Below are 16304 nucleotides of genomic sequence, written 5' to 3'. Positions count from 1 at the left end.
TTTACACCTCCCCTGAATGCATTTGAACAATCTTAGCAATTACACTAGCTAAATCAGGGCGAGGAACAATTTTATCAACAAAACCGTTGGCTAATAAGGTTTCTGCTCGTTGAAAATCTTTCGGTAGTTTTTCATGGATGGTTGATTCAATGACACGAGCACCGGCAAAACCAACTAAAGCGTGAGGCTCAGCTAAAGTAATATCACCTTGCATAGCAAAACTGGCAGTTACGCCACCAGTAGTTGGATCAGTTAAGACAACTAGATATAACAACCCAGCTTCTTGATGAGCAGCTACGGCACCTGAAATCTTAGCCATTTGCATTAAGGAATTGATTCCTTCTTGCATTCGAGCACCACCGGAAGCAGTAAACATCACTAGTGGCAATCGATTAGCAGTGGCATACTCAAACAGTCGTGTGATTTTTTCACCCGTTTTTGAGCCTAAAGAACCCATCATAAAGTATGAATCCATGATTCCCAAAGCAACCGCTTGGCCCTTAATTAATGCCCGCCCAGTTAAAACTGACTCACCCATATCAGTTTGTTTCTTTGCTCGTGCTAATTTATCAGCATACCCTGGAAAATCCGGATTATGCATTGATACATCTTCATCGAATTCTTCAAATTCATCGGCTAGCAAAGCAACCCGTTCACGGGCTTGCAAACGGAAACCGTAACCACAATTGGCACACACTCGGTATTTGCCCAATTGCTTATTGTACATTTGACTACCACAGTACGGGCAGGCCAAAAAGAGGCCATCGGGAATTCGATTTTTGGCCGCTTCATCAACAACAATATTAGCAATATCATTTTTATGTGAATTAAATAAATCCATAGTCTTTGACGCCTTCTCCTCTAATTCTCCGGCCAAGAATCAAACAGACAAATTAATCATCTTGAGCTACTAATTCAGCTTTATGTTTCTCCCAATTTGGTAGGAAACCATCTTCCAAATACTTGGTATCAAAACGATCATTTTGAACATTTTCATCTAACAAAAGTGCCTTTTGGAACTTTCGACTAGTAGACACTCCTACCACAACAGTCTCGTCAACAATACGTTCCAATTTTGTTAATGCTTCTGCTCGTGTATTATCATGAGCAATTAACTTGGCAATCATCGAATCATAGAAGGGTTGAATAGTGTCTCCGGTATAAAGAGCTGAATCAATTCGAACACCCGGTCCACCAGTTGGTAAGAATACAAATTCAATCTTTCCAGCACTTGGCGCAAAATCTTGTTCTGGTTTTTCAGCTGTTAATCGCATTTCAACCGCATGGCCCTTAATTTGAATATCTTCTTGTTGAAGAGGTAAATCCATACCCGCAGCCACTTGGACCTGTAAACGAACCAGGTCCAAGCCAGTGACCATCTCAGTCACGGGATGCTCAACTTGAATTCGAGTGTTCATTTCCATGAAATAGAACTTACCATCATGATCCTGCAAAAATTCAATCGTTCCGGTATTTTCATAGTCAATGGCATTAACCGCCTTGGTCACAATATCAGCTAATTCAGCTCGCATAGTTGGCGTAACTGAAGCAGCTGGTGATTCTTCCATGACCTTTTGATTACGACGTTGTAGGGAACAGTTTCGTTCCGGCAAACATAAAACATGACCATTCTGATCACGAACCACTTGCATCTCGATGTGACGAACATGGGTCATCACTTTTTCAATGTACATGTGTTCGTCACCATAAGAAACTTGCGCTTCACTTTGAGCACTGTCAAACTTTTCAGCTAGTTCCTCTTCATGATAAACAAAACGCATTCCCTTACCACCACCACCAGCAGCAGCTTTCAATAGTAGAGGATAGCCAATTTCTTGAGCAACGACTTTAGCTTCGTCGACATTGTGGATAAAGCCTTCTGATCCTGGAATCACAGGCACCTTAGCCTTACGCATCTCTTCACGCGCATTAGCTTTGTTTCCCATTAAATCAATAGTTTCTGGTCGAGGACCAATCCACTTAATGCCAACTTCACCGACCATTTCAGCAAATAAACTATTCTCCGATAAGAAACCGTAACCGGGATGAATTGCTTCAGAGCCAGTTAACACAGCGGCACTTATCACGTTTTTCATGTTTAAGTAGGAGTCAGTAGGTTTAGGGCCACCAACACAAATGGCCTCATCAGCTATCTGCACGTGTAAACTATCCCGATCTACCGTAGAATAAATTGCTACTGCAGTGATTCCCATTTCCTGAAGGGTGCGGATAATACGTACTGCCACCTCTCCCCGATTGGCTACCAATACTTTTTTAAACATTCTATTCTCCAATGATAAAGGTTAGTTCAGCGGTTGTGGCTTTCTTGCCGTTAACCCAAGCAATTCCCTTGCCTGTGCCGATAGGACCTCGCAAACGATCCAATGTCACTTCTAGGCGAACTTGATCCCCAGGACGAACCATCTTACGATAACGAGCCTTTTTGATGCCACCGAAATAAGCAGTCTTACCTTTGAATTCTGGCATAGACAACAAGGCTACAGCACCAGTTTGAGCAAGCGCTTCAACTGTTAATGCCCCTGGAAAGGTCGGATTACCAGGAAAATGTCCTTGAAAAATTTCTTCGTTGATACTGATATTTTTCAAAGCTACAGCTCGCTTACCAGGCTCTAATTCTTCAACCGTATCCAACATCAACATAGGATAACGGTGTGGCAAAATTTCTTGAATTTCCTGGGTATTTAAAATAGTCATTTACACTCTCTCCTTTTGTTTTGACTTATGTACGTTTGGCCGAAACCAAACATGCTAATTAATCAACTGTTATTAGATAAAGTGGCTTATCATAATCAACCACTTCTTCATTTTTAACTAACACTTGCGCAATGGTACCAGTAACGTCACTTTTAATGTCCGTCATTAGCTTCATTGCTTCAATAATTGCAACGGTTTCACCAGCTTCAACATGATCCCCAACCTGTTTAAAGTCAGGCATATCTGGTTTAGGCTTCAAGTAAACTGTTCCCACCATTGGTGCCTTAATTTCTTCACCTGAAACTGATGCTGATTGGCTAGCATCCGATACTGTTTCTGTAGTTGGTACAGGCGTAGTAGCCACTGGAGTCGCTGATGTTGCAGCAACCGGAGCAATTACTGGGCTCGTAATATTTTCATTTTTAGAAAGATGCAAAGCAAAGTCACCCTCTTGGATGTTTACTTCTCGTAGTGAACCCTTCTCAAGATCCGCCATCAATTCTCGGATTTCTTTAATATTCAGGTCCATTACTTATTATCTCCCGCCCATTTTTTAAAGACTACAGCGGCATTATGTCCACCAAAGCCATAGTTAGCACTCATAACATATTCAGGAGCAGTATTTTTGCTACTCTTATCAACCAAGTTAACCAACTTAGTATGTTCATCTGGTTCGTCAAAACCAACGTTTACTGGTACTTGACCACGTAGCAAACTACCGATTGAAGCAACCGCTTCAATGGCTCCTGCCGCACCAAGTAAGTGACCAGTCATTCCCTTAGTAGATGACACTAAGACTGAGTTAGGGCCAAAGATTGAAGCAATGGCTTCTGATTCAGCTGAATCATTGGCACCCGTAGCAGTTCCGTGAGCATTAATATAAGTTACTTGTTCGGGTGTAATTTGCGCATCAGCCAAAGCAGCTTTCATAGCCCGAGCAGCACCTTCCCCATCAGGAGCGGGACTGGTCATATGATAAGCATCGGATGAAACACCGTAACCAACTACTTCAGCCAAAATATTAGCACCACGTGCTTGGGCATGTTCTAAGCTCTCAAGGACCATAACACCTGATCCCTCACCTAAGACGAACCCATGACGATTTTTATCAAATGGCTTAGAAGCCTTGGCTGGATTAGTTTCCTTAGAAAGAGCAGTCAAAGCAGCGAAACCGGCAATTCCAATCTCGTTAACCGTAGCTTCAGCACCACCAGTTAACATCACATCTTCCTTACCAGATTGAATCCGCCAAAAAGCTTCCCCAACAGCGTTCGTAGCTGAGGCACAGGCCGTTACAACTGTAAAGTTAACACCCTTAGCGCCAAAACGAAGAGATACATTCCCTGATACCATATTAGGAATGGATTCAGGCACAAACAAAGGACTTACTCGTTGAGGACCTTTATCATGCATCTTAATTACTTGTTCTTGGATGGTCGTCAAACCACCAATCCCGTTTCCTAAAATAACACCAAACCGAGTTGAATCAGCCACAGTAGTTGGCACTTCAGATCCTTCAGGAGCCTTTAAACCAGCTTGTTCCATTGCTTGATCAGCAGCATCGATAGCATACTGTGAAAACAAATCCAACTTACGGGCATCACGTTTTCCAACTCGTTGAGCAGGATCAAAGCCATCAACCTGCCCAGCAACGGTAATACCAGTCTCACTCGCATCAAACTTAGTAATTGGCTTGATACCTATCTTTTCATTAAAAATACCATCCAAAAAGGTCTCGGTATCATTTCCAAGGGGGGTAACTGCCCCAATTCCGGTAATTACTACTCGTGTCATATTCTATCCTCTCTATCCAACGATTTAAATATGTAAACCACCATCAACTGTAATTGTTTGCCCAGTAATATAGTTATTACCCGCTAGAAAAACAGCAACATCAGCAACATCTTCTGCTGAACCAAATCGGCTCAAAGGGATACTTTCCAAAAGTGATTTACGCGCCTTATCTGATAATTGATCAGTCATATCAGAAACAATCATCCCTGGTGCGATTGCATTAACTTGAATTTGACGTCGAGCACCTTCTTTGGCCAAAGTCTTAGTCATACCAATTAATCCCGCCTTAGCAGCTGAATAATTAACCTGCCCAACATTACCCATTTGCCCAACAACGGAACTAATATTAATAATTGAACCGTGCTTTTGGCGAATCATTTTCTTAAAAATAGGCTGCGTTACGTTAAACGTCCCATTCAAATTTACGTTAACCACTTGGGCAAAATCAGCAGGTAACATACCAATAGTGATTTGATCTTTAGTGATACCGGCATTATTAACTAAAATGTCAATACCTTCAAAGTCATCTTGCTTGTACAAAGCCTTCAATGCTTCTTCAGCAGCTTTAGCATCAGCAATATCAAATTGTAAAGTCAATGGTTCCTGATGAAAACTGGCAATTACTTCTGGTTTAATGGCTGAACGTGCGTGTAAGATTAACCGAGCACCCAGCTTATCAAAAGCATGTGCAATTGCTAGGCCAATGCCTCGCGAGGATCCGGTCACTAATACAGTTTTATCGGTAAAATTCATTTTTATTCCTTTCCAGCACTTAACATTTGCTGTACTTCTCGGAAACTATCTAGGTCGGTGATTGAATGACGCGCCACTTCCTTGGGTGCAATCTTTTTAGCAAATTTAACCAAAGTTGCGGCAGGGCCGATCTCAATCAGAGTATCCACACCTTGGTCCAACATAGCCTGTAAGTCTTGCGCAAAATATGTTGGTGAAACAATTTGTTTCCTCAACGTGTCTTTTAATTGATCAATAATAAAAGGTTGTTTCGTAGTATTAGAATAAACTGGATAAAGCAACGGTTGGAATGTCTCATCAGCTAAACGATTCTGCAAACGAAGAGCAGCCTCATTTAAAAGTGGTGTGTGGAAGGCACCTACAACTGGTAATTCAACCATACGTTTGATGCCAGCAGCGGTTAACTCGTCCACTGCTTGATCAACATCAGCGGCCACACCACCAATTACTAGTTGTGCAAAAGTATTAAAATTAGCAGGATAAACTTGCAGACCACGCTCTTGCAGCTTTTTTAAAGTAGTCACAATCAAATCTTGATCATCACCCATTACCGCAACCATTTTACCTGGATTTTGGTCCCCAACTTCTTGCATATAGCGACCGCGGTCTTTGATAATAGCCAATACTTGATCAAAACTCATCGCTCCAGCCGCAGCTAATGCAGAGTATTCTCCTAGACTAAGGCCAACACTAGCTGCAGGCTTTGGTAAATCAGCCCCCAAAGCCTGCACAATAGCTAAACTCATGGCCACGATCGCAGGTTGTGCGAACTCAGTTTGCTTAATTTTACTTTCATCTTGTGCTACTTCAGTTAAATCATAGCCAAGTTGCTGAGAGGCTTGATCAATTAGATTGCGGTAGGCTGGCAGTGATTGGTAGAAATCCATCCCCATATCAACTTGCTGAGCTCCCTGCCCTGAAAACATTAATCCGATTTTCATGGTTGTATCCTACTCCCTTACTTGGTTGTATCTGGAATTCCCATTAATTCTGTCGCTTGCGCCCAAATATCAGCTAAGATATCAGCTACTGGTTTTTCATCATTAATCAAACCAGATATTTGACCGGCCATGAAAGCTCCGTGGTCCTTATCACCATCTTGTACAGCCGCCCTTAAGGTACCAGACTCTAATTTTTCAATAGTTTCATAATCCGGCTTGGGTTTTTGTAGTTCATTGACTTCATTTTTAACAAATTCTTTAGCCATCTTATTTTTCAAAACTCGAGCACGACTACCAAGTAAATTACCAGTGATAATCGTATCAATATCACGAGCCTTCAAAATCTTTTTCTTAAAATTCTCATGAATTTCAGACTCAGTTGCAGTTAGGAAACGAGTCCCCATTTGAACCCCAGAAGCGCCTAACATGAAAGCAGCAGCAACTCCGCGACCATCGCCAATACCACCAGCAGCAATAACTGGAATGGAAACGGCATCCACTACTTGTGGAATCAAAGTCATAGTTGTCATTTGGCCAATATGACCACCAGATTCCATACCTTCAGCAATGACCGCATCCACACCTTTACGCTCCATCATCTTTGCTAAAGAAACCGAAGGAACAACTGGCATAACAATAATTCCAGCAGCATGTAACTCATCTAAGAATGGTGAAGGATCACCTGCACCAGTGGCAACAACCTTGACGCCCTCTTCTAAAATAACGTCAAACACTTCGCGGATATGACGACTCATAAGCATGACATTTACACCAAATGGCTTATCAGTTAATGCTTTAGCGCGCTTAATTTCACGGCGAACATCATCCCCGTGCCAATAACCAGTCCCAATAAAGCCTAGTCCACCAGCTTCTGAAACGGCAGCAGCTAAGGCCCCAGTTCCGGCCCAAGTCATACCACCCTCAACAATCGGATATTTCATTCCTAATTTTTCAAAGATTGGGTTATTAATTTCTACAGTCATCTGTTTATCCTCTTATTATCAATCCTATGTACGCGGTATAACGTACCGCTTGTGATATTACTTCTTGTCAGTTTGTTCCTTAATTTTGTTAACCAAGTCTTGAACAGTCTTAATGTCTTCAGCAACTTCCAACTTGATGTCAAAGTCATCTTCCACACGGTTCAAAACTTCAAACAAGTCCAATGAATCGGCATCGATATCATCAGTCAAGTTAGTTTCCAACTTAACTTCGCCTTCTTCCAAGTCAAATTGGTCAACCAAAATCTCGTCTACCTTGTTAAAAATCTCTTCGTTAGTCATGTTTCTTTCTCCTATATATAAACCGAAAAATACGTTTGATTTTTACGGTGCAGCCTACTACACCGTGTTACTAAAATTTTATAATTGCCAGATTTGTACGCCGATAGCTAAACCACCACCAAAGCCGACAAAGGCGATTTTCATACCGGGATGAACCTGGCCTGATTCAACCAATTCATCCAATAAAATGGCGGTTGATCCAGCTGATGTATTGCCATACTCGGCCATGTTAGTTGGAAACTTAGCCAAATCTTGACCAAAGTTCTTAGCCATTGAACGGATAATTCGTTCATTTGCTTGATGGGCTAAATACAAGTCAACATCATCAGCAGCTAAACCAGCCTTATCAAGAGCCTTATTCATAATCTTAGGTACTTCACGAGTAGCAAAACCATACACACTACGGCCATCCTGATGAAAATAAGGATCTAACGGTAAAATTTCACCTGAAAAGGCATTTCGATTGGCAAAACGTCCTGTTAAAATAGCATTTCCCATTTCACCATAAGACTGTAGTTCTTCAGCAATTAAACCAACAGATTCATCAGTTTGCTCTAACAATACACCACCAGCACCATCACCAAACAAAACTGAAACCGTTCGATCTTTCCAATCTACCAACTTAGAAAGCACCTCAGCTCCAATAAACATTCCCTTGCGATAACGTCCAGAAGATAGCAGGGCTGAAGCGGCTGATAGACCGTAAACAAATCCTGAACAGGCCGCATTAAGGTCAAAAGCAAAGGCCTTACTAGCCTTAATATTTCCTTGAACAATCGCTGCAGTATGAGGGGATAAGGAATCAGGCGACATGGTGGAAATGATAATAAAATCTAACTCATCAGCTGACCAGCCTGATTTCTCCAATAGCTGTTGTGCCACATGGGTAGCTAAATCAGAAGTATTTTCATCAGTGACTACATGGCGATTATGAATACCAGTCCGAGGATAAATCCACTCGTCACTAGTATCCATAATAGTACTGAGTTCATTATTGGAGACCACTCGTTCAGGAATATAGCGGGCAGTAGCTGCAATTTTCAAGTTTTCCAAAATTTCTATCCGGTCCTTAACAATCACTATTTTTAAATCAACGAAACCAAGTATATCTTCAAACTATGAATAGCTCGTTGAAGGGTATTGATTTGATTTGCTGACATATCTTCGAAGAGGCTATGTGTTAATCCTCGATGAAATTCTTGATGGGCACGATAAACGACACGACCAGCATGTGTCAATACTAATTCAACCACGCGACGATCTCGCTTGGAACGACAACGTTCGACATAGCCCTTTTCAACTAACCGATCAATGGCCGTTGTCATAGCACTTGGTGTAAGGTGAATAAGCTTAGCCACTTCTGAAGCACTTTTTTGCTCATACATTGAGATTGCATCAATTGTATGAACTTCTTTAACTGATAAATCAGAAAACGGTCCTTTATTTAGAGCTCTTTCTTCTACCCACATCACGTTGGTAAAAACTTCAACTAATTCACGGTTAGTTTCTTCAAAGTTAAATGTTGTAGCTGGTTCATTCATTCTCTTTTTCATCTGGTGCAACCACAAACATCAGTTCCGCTGAAGTGGCTACCTTCCCATCAACCTTGGCTGTCACCAATACACTTCCCATATTTTCTCTTACCTTACCAAAGGTTACATGTAGCTTTAAAACGTCTCCAGGTACAACCATTTTTTTAAATTTAGCATCGTTAATACCCGTCATGTAAGCCGTCTTCCCCTTAAACTGCGGTGAAGACAAAATTAAAATCGAAGCGGCTTGAGCCAAAGACTCAATAATTAAAACCCCTGGCATAACAGGGTTCCCAGGAAAATGTCCTTGGAAATATTGTTCATTGATTGTAACGTTTTTAACAGCCATGATTGACTCATCTGGCACCATTTCCTCAACATAATCCATATAAAGAATTGGGTAGCGATTTGGAATCAATTCCATAATTTCCGTAGTAGTCAAAACTGGCATAGTAGTCCTCTCTAAATAACAATTTATATAAATACTTCGATTATCGAAATAACCTTTTAATGTATTTAGGCTAACATGCTATATTTCGATTGTCAAACTATTCACCAAACAGTAATAAAACAAACTAATCCCCTCCAAGGCTAAACAATCCTAAAAGATTAGAACAGTGACAGTATTAAAACATTTGGCCCCCTCGCAGACAAATCCAGTCTTCCATAACGGATATGTCGAGCATAACATTACAGCCAAACTCGAACTAAAAGTTAATAAAGTAAATAACATTTCCAATATCAAAGAGAACCATTTTGTGCCAAACGATTGTCATCCAAAACAACTAATCGCTGAACCCATTCAGTAAAAATGTCCGTCCCAGACCACTCATGGACGCGGTGAGTATTGTAACCAACGGCAGCACTATAGTATGTAGTTTTCCCAACTGTAAGCGGGTTTGGATGGCGGTGCAAATGTCCAAAAACAACAGCCTGCAACTGGTTGGCTTGCGCTATGTCACTAAATTGGGAACTACCAAGAAAAGCATTGAGAATTTCAAAACGTGTGTTGCAATTTGGAATCTCACGGATAAAATCAATTTTGGGAACGAAATGATTAACCAAAATTAATTTACGGTTCCCTGCAATCTTAATTTGGTTATTGACCTGCTCAGCAACAATCCCCATTCGCTCGGGATCAGACATAGGCTGTTCAATTCGCCGATCGTACCAAAATGCGTGTTTGAAGTGCTCAATTTCGGACATAGAATGCCGATCCTCGTCAAAAGAATAATCATACCAGCCATTGTTACCAATGATTCGGTAATCACCGAAATCTAAAAATTTATTGTGGAAGTAAAGAGGGTCAATACTGCTTTCCAGCTCCTCATAGGTAACACCAAAACCCATGTCATGATTACCAGCAAGAAAACGCACAGTTAATGAACCCCCAACCGCTTCTTGTAGTTGTCGGACATATTCCAAAGAACGATTAAAGTCGTTGAAAAGATCTCCATTGATGATATAGGCATCGAGACCAAGCCCAGCCAAATAGGCTGCCTGACGAGGTAAAACATTGATTAAATCTACTTTGTTCAAGTCAAAATGATTATCTGATGAAAACGCGACTTTCATGGCCAGTTCCCCTTTGATATTTGGTCTAGTACAGCACCCTCGTACACTTAAAAAGTTAGTATAGGCTATCAATCTTTGCATCTAATTTATTGTTATAATGGTTACGGAGGATTTTATTTTGTTAACAGATGATTCCCTAGCACTCCACACGGATGCCTATCAAATTAATATGATTTACACGTACTGGAAGCAGGGGATTGATCAAACTCCTGTGGTCTTTGAGGCCTACTTCCGAAAAATGCCGTTTCACAGCGGATATGCCATCTTTGGTGGCCTAGAACGAATTATAAAAACACTACAAAAGCTTCACTTTAGTAATGATGATATTGTCTACCTAAACTCTCTGAAACTCTATGACAATGAGTTCTTAACCTACCTTAAAAATTGGCGTCTTCAGTCAACAATTCGGGCAGCCCGTGAAGGCGAAGTTATGTTTAACAACGAGCCACTTTTACAAGTCGACGGTCCTTTGATTGATGCACAACTACTTGAGACCTTATTGTTAAACGTCATTAATTTCCAAACCTTAATTGCTACCAAGGCTGCTAGAATTGCCAGTGTCACTGCCGGTCAGCCACTATTGGAATTCGGAACACGCCGGGCACAAGAATTAGATGCCGCCCTTTGGGGAACTCGGGCTGCCTTTATTGCAGGTTTCGATGCAACATCTAATGTTCGAGCGGGAAAGCTCTTCAATATTCCTATTGCTGGAACACATGCCCATGCTTTAGTTCAAGCTTATGGCAACGACTACGACGCTTTTCACGCTTACGCTACCACCCACAAAAACGTTGTCTTCCTCGTTGACACTTTTGATACCTTGAAATCTGGTGTTCCCAACGCAATCAAGGTAGCTAAAGAATTCGGTGATAAAATTAATTTTCAAGGTGTCCGTATCGACTCTGGAGACATGGCCTACCTATCAAAAGAAATCCGGAAGAGTCTCGATAAAGCCGGTTTCCCACATGCTAAAATTTATGCCTCTAACGACTTAGATGAAAATACCATCCTCAACCTAAAAATTCAGGGTGCCAAAATTGACGTCTGGGGTATTGGTACCAAACTAATTACTGCCTATGATCAACCTGCTCTTGGTGCGGTCTACAAAATGGTCAGCATCAACGGCAATAATACCATCAAACTATCAAACAACGTCGGTAAAATTTCAACGCCTGGTAAAAAACAGATTTGGCGAATCACAGACCGAAAAGACGGTAAATCCGAAGGTGACTATCTGACCTTCTATGGCGAGGACCCAAATAACTCGGACTCACTCGACATGTTTGACCCGAACCATCCAGTTATTTCAAAGACCGTTCGAGACTTTGTTGCTAAGCCAATCCTCCACGACATTTTTGTCAATGGTCAGCTAGTTTATGATTTACCAGATGTTTTTGCCATCAAAGAATTTTCCAAACGGTCATTAGGAAGCCTCTGGGACGAATACAAGCGTATTTTGAATCCACAAACTTATCCAGTGGACCTTGCCCAGGATCTTTACGATGCTAAAATTAACCTGATTCACAAAATTCGAAAAGACATTATGGAGATGGATAGATGAGACCTTTACAATCCAAAATAATTGCCGAACTTAAGGTTCAACCTCTAATTGATCCAAAAAAAGAAATTCGTCGATCAGTGGATTCTTTAAAGCAATACCTGACGCACAGTATCTACACTAGCCTTGTCCTAGCTGTCAGCGGTGGTCAAGATTCAACTTTAGCTGGTAAAATTGGTCAAATTGCCATCTCTGAACTGCGTAACGAGACTAAGGAAGGCTATCAATTCATCGCTATTCGTCAACCTTATGGCGAACAAAAGGATGAAGATGATGCTCAGACTGCCCTTGATTTTATTGAGCCCGATGAAATAGTAACGACCAATATTAAAGACGCCACTGATGCCATGGTTACTTCTTTACGTTCTGGGGGATTAAAGGTCGACGATCTCAGCCGTGGTTCCATCAAACCTAAGATGCGCATGATTGCCCAGTATGCTATAGCTCGAGAACACAATGGGATTGTCATAGGAACTGATCATGCCGCCGAAGCCATAGCTGGTTTCTTCACCAAGTATGGTGATGGTGGAACCGATATTAATCCTCTTTGGCGTTTAAATAAGCGTCAAGTTCGTCAGTTACTTGCCGAACTCAAAGCACCCAAGCATCTTTACGAAAAAATCCCGACTGCTGATTTAGAAGACGACCGCCCTCAGTTACCGGACGAAGTCGCTCTTGGTGTCACATATGACAAGATTGACGACTATCTCGAAGGCAAGAAAATTCCCGACGCAGATGCTATTCATCTTGAAGAAATGTATTTAGCCACGCAACAAAAGCGCCACGCACCTATTACCATTTATGACACTTGGTTTTACTAAACAAAAGCCCTGCAAATGCAGGGCTTTTGTTGTGCCACTTTGGACATAAAAAAGGAACGCCGAAACGTTCCCCTTAAAATATATATTACTTGTCACCAATGTGAGCAAAGTGCAACAAAGTACGAATCATGTTTGAAGTGAAACCATATTCGTTGTCATACCATGAAACAGTCTTAACCAATTGCTTGTCGCCTGCTTCAACGATTTGAGTTTGCGTAGCATCAAACGTAGCACCGTGAGTGTCACCAATGATGTCTGATGAAACGATTTCATCTTCATTGTAACCAAATGAATCAGAAGCAGCAGCCTTCATAGCAGCGTTAACTTCATCAGCAGTTACCTTCTTGTTCAACACTGAAGTCAATTCAGTAACAGAACCATCGATAACGGCAACACGTTGTGCATGTCCATCAACCTTACCCTTCAAATCAGGAACAACAAGACCAATAGCCTTAGCCGCACCAGTTGAATGAGGGATAGTGTTTACTGAAGCAGTACGGTTTGAACGGAACTTCTTACCCTTAGGTCCATCCAAAATCATTTGAGTTGAAGTGAAGGCGTGGATGGTAGTCATCGTAGCAACTTCAACACCAAATTGGTCTTGCAATACACGTGCCATTGGTGCCAATGACTGTGTAGTACATGAACCAGCAGAAACAATCTTGTCGTCAGCCTTCAAGATGTCTTGGTTTACACCATAAACAACAGTTGGTACATCACCAGCTGGGGCAGAAATCAAAACCTTCTTAGCACCGGCATCCAAGTGAGCCTGTGACTTTTCGGCTGAAGTGTAGAAACCAGTAGCTTCCAATACGTATTCAACACCATCGTTCTTAACCCATGGAATATTACGAGCATCACGTTCAGCGTAAACAGTGTAATGCTTACCATCAACGATGATACCAGTTTCGTCAGCTGAAACTTCAGCATCCAAAGTACCGTGAGTTGAATCATACTTTAGTAAGTATGCCAACATTGATGGGCTAGTCAAGTCATTGATTGCTGCAACTTCAACATCAGCGGCTGAAGCACCCAACTCCAAAATACGACGGAATGCCAAACGACCAATACGACCGAATCCGTTAATACCAATCTTTACAGTCATGTGTGTAGAGACCTCCAATTCATTTTTTGACTTTTGTCAACGTGTTTATTATAACACAAAGCACTCTTTTGGGCGAAGTGCTAAGCCTGGTTAGTGAAATTGTTTCAAAAGTAATCAACGTATACTATAGTAAAAAATAAGAAATATTTAGGTGAATTTTAATTTTAGATTTAGAATAACTTAATGTTAGAATAGAGACAAATATTTTAGATAATTGTGGAAAAAAGTGAGGTTCAATCAATTATGTCCAGTAACCATACTCGCAGAATTGCTGTTTTAAGTGTCATCATCGCCGCTAATGTTGCCCTATCTTATATTGTTAAAATCCCAATCCCAGCTACCTCTGGTTTTGTAAACTTAGTAGAAGCTGGCATTTTTCTAGTGGCACTTCTAGGTGGTGCCCGCAGTGGCTTAATTGTTGGTGGCATAAGCGGCTTTTTAATAGATATTTTAGCGGGTTATCCGCAATGGATGTTCTTCTCGTTGATCATTCATGGCTTAGAAGGCTGGCTAGTCGGCTATCTTGGCCACAATAAAAAATGGCCCCAGCAAGCGTTAGCTATAATCATTGGAGCCTTGGTTATGCTGATTGGTTATGTTATGGCCGGTGCTTTGTTAGTTAATTGGCCCGCTGGTTGGGCTTCTATTCCTGGTAATATTGCCCAAAATATTATGGGCTTAATTGTCGCCCTAGTTCTGATGCCCGCCTTAAAGCGCGTTCCATCAATCACTTCTTACCTATAGCAAAAGGCAGAGAAAGCTCTGCCTTTTTTATTGTAAATATTTTCATTTGGTATAGCTTATATTTTCATTTAATCTAGTTTAACCGCTAAGGGAGTATAATAGTAAATGGTATACTTGTAAGGAGGATTGAAAATGACTAAAAAATATGATTATGATGTGCTTTATCTCGGAAGTGGTCACGCAGCCTTTGATGGAGCAGGAATTTTAACTGCAGCCGGTAAAAGAGTAGCCTTTGTTGAAGAGGATAAAATTGGTGGAACCTGCCCCAACTGGGGATGTAATGCTAAAATCCTGCTAGAATATGCAGTGGCCTTGGCACGCCAAATTAAAGATTCCAACGGCATTCTAAATGGAAACGGTAAAATCGATTGGGTCAAAAATCAGGCTCATAAACGTCAGGTATTAGACGATTTGCCTGATATTTTACAAAATATTTTTGAGGGATTAGGTGTAACCTACCTATTTGGACAGGGTAAGTTTGTCGATGCCCATACGATTCAAATTAATGACCAGCAAGTAACGGCTGATAAAATTGTTATTGCTACTGGTGAGCATTCACACCGCTTGGATATTGAAGGCCACGAACTACTACATGATTCCAAGGACTTTTTGGCCATGGCCCAGATGCCCGAAGAAATGGTCATTATTGGTGGTGGTTACATCGCCATGGAAAGTGCTAGTATGGCCGTAGCCGCTGGTGCTAAAGTTACCGTTATTTTGCATAGCGATCGGCCACTGAACGCCTTTTACGAAAAATTTGTTAAAAAATTAATGGCCGACTTGGAGGCTCAAGGCGTTAACTTTATCATTAATGCCAATACTCAGTCCGTTCAAGAAACTGCAAGTGGTTTGTTAGTCAAAACCGATATCGGTGAATTAAAGACTGAATGGGTTTTGGATGCTACTGGTCGAGTACCCAATACACAAAATATCGGCCTAGATGAGATTGGAGTGGCCTACAGTAAGCACGGAATTATTGTAAACGATCATCTCCAAACATCAGTTGATAATATTTATGCTGCTGGAGATGTTGTGGATAAAGCCGTACCAAAGTTAACGCCAACAGCTACCTTTGAATCACAGTATCTAAGTCAACTATTCATTGGTAAAACCCAAGAACCAATTGATTACCCAGCTATTGCAACAAACCTCTTTACCAGTCCACGAATTGCTCAAGCTGGTATTAGTGTGGAAAAAGCGCAAGCAGAACCAGATAAATACACAATCGTCGAAAAAGATGTAATGGGTGATTGGTATCGCCAAGTTGATTATGAAAAGGCCGGCGAAATTGCCTTGGTCTATGATCAAGAGCATCGCTTAGTGGGCGCCACTGAAATTTCTGAACGCGCTGAAGATATTATTAACAGTTTGCTTCCAGCAATTGAATTTGGCTACACTCCGGAACAACTAGCCCGTTTGGTTACCATTTTCCCCACCATTGGTTATTCTGCCTTCGGTGAGTTGGATTAATTATTAGTCTTAA

General features: G+C 41.3%; 18 protein-coding genes. 4 read left to right on the top strand and 14 right to left on the bottom strand.

Annotated features, from left to right (window positions below; all coding sequences use genetic code 11):
* Position 1: 1 nt before the first annotated feature.
* The 13 genes from accD to M4974_RS01980 form a co-directional block, all read right to left on the bottom strand.
* Complete coding sequence (accD, locus tag M4974_RS02040) at positions 2 to 841, bottom strand: acetyl-CoA carboxylase, carboxyltransferase subunit beta (RefSeq protein WP_248705850.1); 840 nt, start codon at positions 839 to 841, stop codon at positions 2 to 4.
* 52 nt (positions 842 to 893) lie between these two features.
* Positions 894 to 2282: an acetyl-CoA carboxylase biotin carboxylase subunit gene (locus M4974_RS02035; RefSeq protein WP_248705849.1), complete on the bottom strand. Its 1389-nt coding sequence runs from the start codon at positions 2280 to 2282 to the stop codon at positions 894 to 896.
* Between the two features lies 1 nt (position 2283).
* Positions 2284 to 2715, bottom strand: coding sequence for a 3-hydroxyacyl-ACP dehydratase FabZ (gene fabZ / locus M4974_RS02030; protein ID WP_089938879.1), 432 nt, complete (start codon positions 2713 to 2715; stop codon positions 2284 to 2286).
* 58 nt (positions 2716 to 2773) lie between these two features.
* Positions 2774 to 3244: an acetyl-CoA carboxylase biotin carboxyl carrier protein gene (accB, locus tag M4974_RS02025; RefSeq protein WP_248705848.1), complete on the bottom strand. Its 471-nt coding sequence runs from the start codon at positions 3242 to 3244 to the stop codon at positions 2774 to 2776.
* Positions 3244 to 4509: a beta-ketoacyl-ACP synthase II gene (gene fabF, locus M4974_RS02020; protein ID WP_248705847.1), complete on the bottom strand. Its 1266-nt coding sequence runs from the start codon at positions 4507 to 4509 to the stop codon at positions 3244 to 3246. The genes accB and fabF overlap by 1 nt, the downstream gene beginning before the upstream one ends.
* 24 nt (positions 4510 to 4533) lie before the next feature.
* The gene (fabG, locus tag M4974_RS02015) at positions 4534 to 5262 is read right to left on the bottom strand and encodes a 3-oxoacyl-ACP reductase FabG (protein ID WP_248705846.1); all 729 of its coding nucleotides are present in this window, start codon (positions 5260 to 5262) and stop codon (positions 4534 to 4536) included.
* A 2-nt stretch (positions 5263 to 5264) separates the two neighbouring features.
* Positions 5265 to 6203 (bottom strand): ACP S-malonyltransferase, encoded by a 939-nt coding sequence (locus tag M4974_RS02010; protein ID WP_248705845.1) that lies wholly within the window; start codon positions 6201 to 6203, stop codon positions 5265 to 5267.
* A gap of 17 nt (positions 6204 to 6220) precedes the next feature.
* Positions 6221 to 7186: a DUF561 domain-containing protein gene (locus M4974_RS02005; RefSeq protein ID WP_248705844.1), complete on the bottom strand. Its 966-nt coding sequence runs from the start codon at positions 7184 to 7186 to the stop codon at positions 6221 to 6223.
* A 57-nt stretch (positions 7187 to 7243) separates the two neighbouring features.
* Positions 7244 to 7486, bottom strand: coding sequence for an acyl carrier protein (locus tag M4974_RS02000; RefSeq protein WP_089938890.1), 243 nt, complete (start codon positions 7484 to 7486; stop codon positions 7244 to 7246).
* 78 nt (positions 7487 to 7564) lie between these two features.
* Complete coding sequence (locus tag M4974_RS01995) at positions 7565 to 8539, bottom strand: beta-ketoacyl-ACP synthase III (protein ID WP_248705843.1); 975 nt, start codon at positions 8537 to 8539, stop codon at positions 7565 to 7567.
* Positions 8540 to 8571: 32 nt separating this feature from the next.
* The gene (locus M4974_RS01990) at positions 8572 to 9027 is read right to left on the bottom strand and encodes a MarR family winged helix-turn-helix transcriptional regulator (protein ID WP_248705842.1); all 456 of its coding nucleotides are present in this window, start codon (positions 9025 to 9027) and stop codon (positions 8572 to 8574) included.
* Positions 9020 to 9469 carry a 3-hydroxyacyl-ACP dehydratase FabZ gene (fabZ, locus tag M4974_RS01985; protein ID WP_248705841.1) on the bottom strand — a complete coding sequence of 150 codons (450 nt, stop codon included), beginning with the start codon at positions 9467 to 9469 and terminating at the stop codon, positions 9020 to 9022. Before fabZ (M4974_RS01985) ends, M4974_RS01990 begins: the two co-directional genes overlap by 8 nt.
* A gap of 290 nt (positions 9470 to 9759) precedes the next feature.
* Positions 9760 to 10593 (bottom strand): metallophosphoesterase, encoded by an 834-nt coding sequence (locus M4974_RS01980; protein WP_248705840.1) that lies wholly within the window; start codon positions 10591 to 10593, stop codon positions 9760 to 9762.
* 118 nt (positions 10594 to 10711) lie between these two features.
* Between M4974_RS01980 and M4974_RS01975 the strand changes: the two genes are divergently transcribed.
* Positions 10712 to 12154, top strand: coding sequence for a nicotinate phosphoribosyltransferase (locus M4974_RS01975; RefSeq protein WP_256465510.1), 1443 nt, complete (start codon positions 10712 to 10714; stop codon positions 12152 to 12154).
* The gene (nadE, locus tag M4974_RS01970) at positions 12151 to 12972 is read left to right on the top strand and encodes an ammonia-dependent NAD(+) synthetase (protein WP_248705839.1); all 822 of its coding nucleotides are present in this window, start codon (positions 12151 to 12153) and stop codon (positions 12970 to 12972) included. The genes M4974_RS01975 and nadE overlap by 4 nt, the downstream gene beginning before the upstream one ends.
* Before the next feature lie 85 nt (positions 12973 to 13057).
* Here the strand turns inward: nadE and gap are convergent, their stop codons facing one another.
* Complete coding sequence (gene gap, locus M4974_RS01965) at positions 13058 to 14077, bottom strand: type I glyceraldehyde-3-phosphate dehydrogenase (RefSeq protein WP_248705838.1); 1020 nt, start codon at positions 14075 to 14077, stop codon at positions 13058 to 13060.
* A 243-nt stretch (positions 14078 to 14320) separates the two neighbouring features.
* Between gap and M4974_RS01960 the strand changes: the two genes are divergently transcribed.
* Together M4974_RS01960 and M4974_RS01955 are read left to right on the top strand one after the other, a co-directional pair.
* Positions 14321 to 14821, top strand: coding sequence for an ECF transporter S component (locus tag M4974_RS01960; protein ID WP_248705837.1), 501 nt, complete (start codon positions 14321 to 14323; stop codon positions 14819 to 14821).
* 132 nt (positions 14822 to 14953) lie between these two features.
* Positions 14954 to 16291, top strand: coding sequence for a dihydrolipoyl dehydrogenase family protein (locus tag M4974_RS01955; RefSeq protein ID WP_248705836.1), 1338 nt, complete (start codon positions 14954 to 14956; stop codon positions 16289 to 16291).
* Positions 16292 to 16304 lie beyond the last annotated feature (13 nt).

The organism is Convivina praedatoris (assembly GCF_933208495.1).
In the GTDB taxonomy this organism is placed as follows: domain Bacteria; phylum Bacillota; class Bacilli; order Lactobacillales; family Lactobacillaceae; genus Convivina; species Convivina praedatoris.
The sequence above is the reverse complement of the archived record's forward strand: the minus strand, read 5'-3'. Positions and strand labels throughout refer to the sequence as shown.

Excerpts from the sequence above, each read along its gene's own strand:
- M4974_RS02010 (WP_248705845.1), bottom strand. The coding sequence starts at position 6,203 with ATGAAAATCGGATTAATGTTTTCAGGGCAGGGAGCTCAGCAAGTTGAT.
- accB (WP_248705848.1), bottom strand. The coding sequence starts at position 3,244 with ATGGACCTGAATATTAAAGAAATCCGAGAATTGATGGCGGATCTTGAG.
- M4974_RS01960 (WP_248705837.1), top strand. The coding sequence starts at position 14,321 with ATGTCCAGTAACCATACTCGCAGAATTGCTGTTTTAAGTGTCATCATC.
- M4974_RS01990 (WP_248705842.1), bottom strand. The coding sequence starts at position 9,027 with ATGAATGAACCAGCTACAACATTTAACTTTGAAGAAACTAACCGTGAA.
- fabZ (WP_248705841.1), bottom strand. The coding sequence starts at position 9,469 with ATGCCAGTTTTGACTACTACGGAAATTATGGAATTGATTCCAAATCGC.
- M4974_RS01955 (WP_248705836.1), top strand. The coding sequence starts at position 14,954 with ATGACTAAAAAATATGATTATGATGTGCTTTATCTCGGAAGTGGTCAC.
- M4974_RS01980 (WP_248705840.1), bottom strand. The coding sequence starts at position 10,593 with ATGAAAGTCGCGTTTTCATCAGATAATCATTTTGACTTGAACAAAGTA.
- M4974_RS02035 (WP_248705849.1), bottom strand. The coding sequence starts at position 2,282 with ATGTTTAAAAAAGTATTGGTAGCCAATCGGGGAGAGGTGGCAGTACGT.
- nadE (WP_248705839.1), top strand. The coding sequence starts at position 12,151 with ATGAGACCTTTACAATCCAAAATAATTGCCGAACTTAAGGTTCAACCT.
- fabF (WP_248705847.1), bottom strand. The coding sequence starts at position 4,509 with ATGACACGAGTAGTAATTACCGGAATTGGGGCAGTTACCCCCCTTGGA.
- M4974_RS02005 (WP_248705844.1), bottom strand. The coding sequence starts at position 7,186 with ATGACTGTAGAAATTAATAACCCAATCTTTGAAAAATTAGGAATGAAA.
- gap (WP_248705838.1), bottom strand. The coding sequence starts at position 14,077 with ATGACTGTAAAGATTGGTATTAACGGATTCGGTCGTATTGGTCGTTTG.
- M4974_RS02000 (WP_089938890.1), bottom strand. The coding sequence starts at position 7,486 with ATGACTAACGAAGAGATTTTTAACAAGGTAGACGAGATTTTGGTTGAC.
- fabG (WP_248705846.1), bottom strand. The coding sequence starts at position 5,262 with ATGAATTTTACCGATAAAACTGTATTAGTGACCGGATCCTCGCGAGGC.
- fabZ (WP_089938879.1), bottom strand. The coding sequence starts at position 2,715 with ATGACTATTTTAAATACCCAGGAAATTCAAGAAATTTTGCCACACCGT.
- accD (WP_248705850.1), bottom strand. The coding sequence starts at position 841 with ATGGATTTATTTAATTCACATAAAAATGATATTGCTAATATTGTTGTT.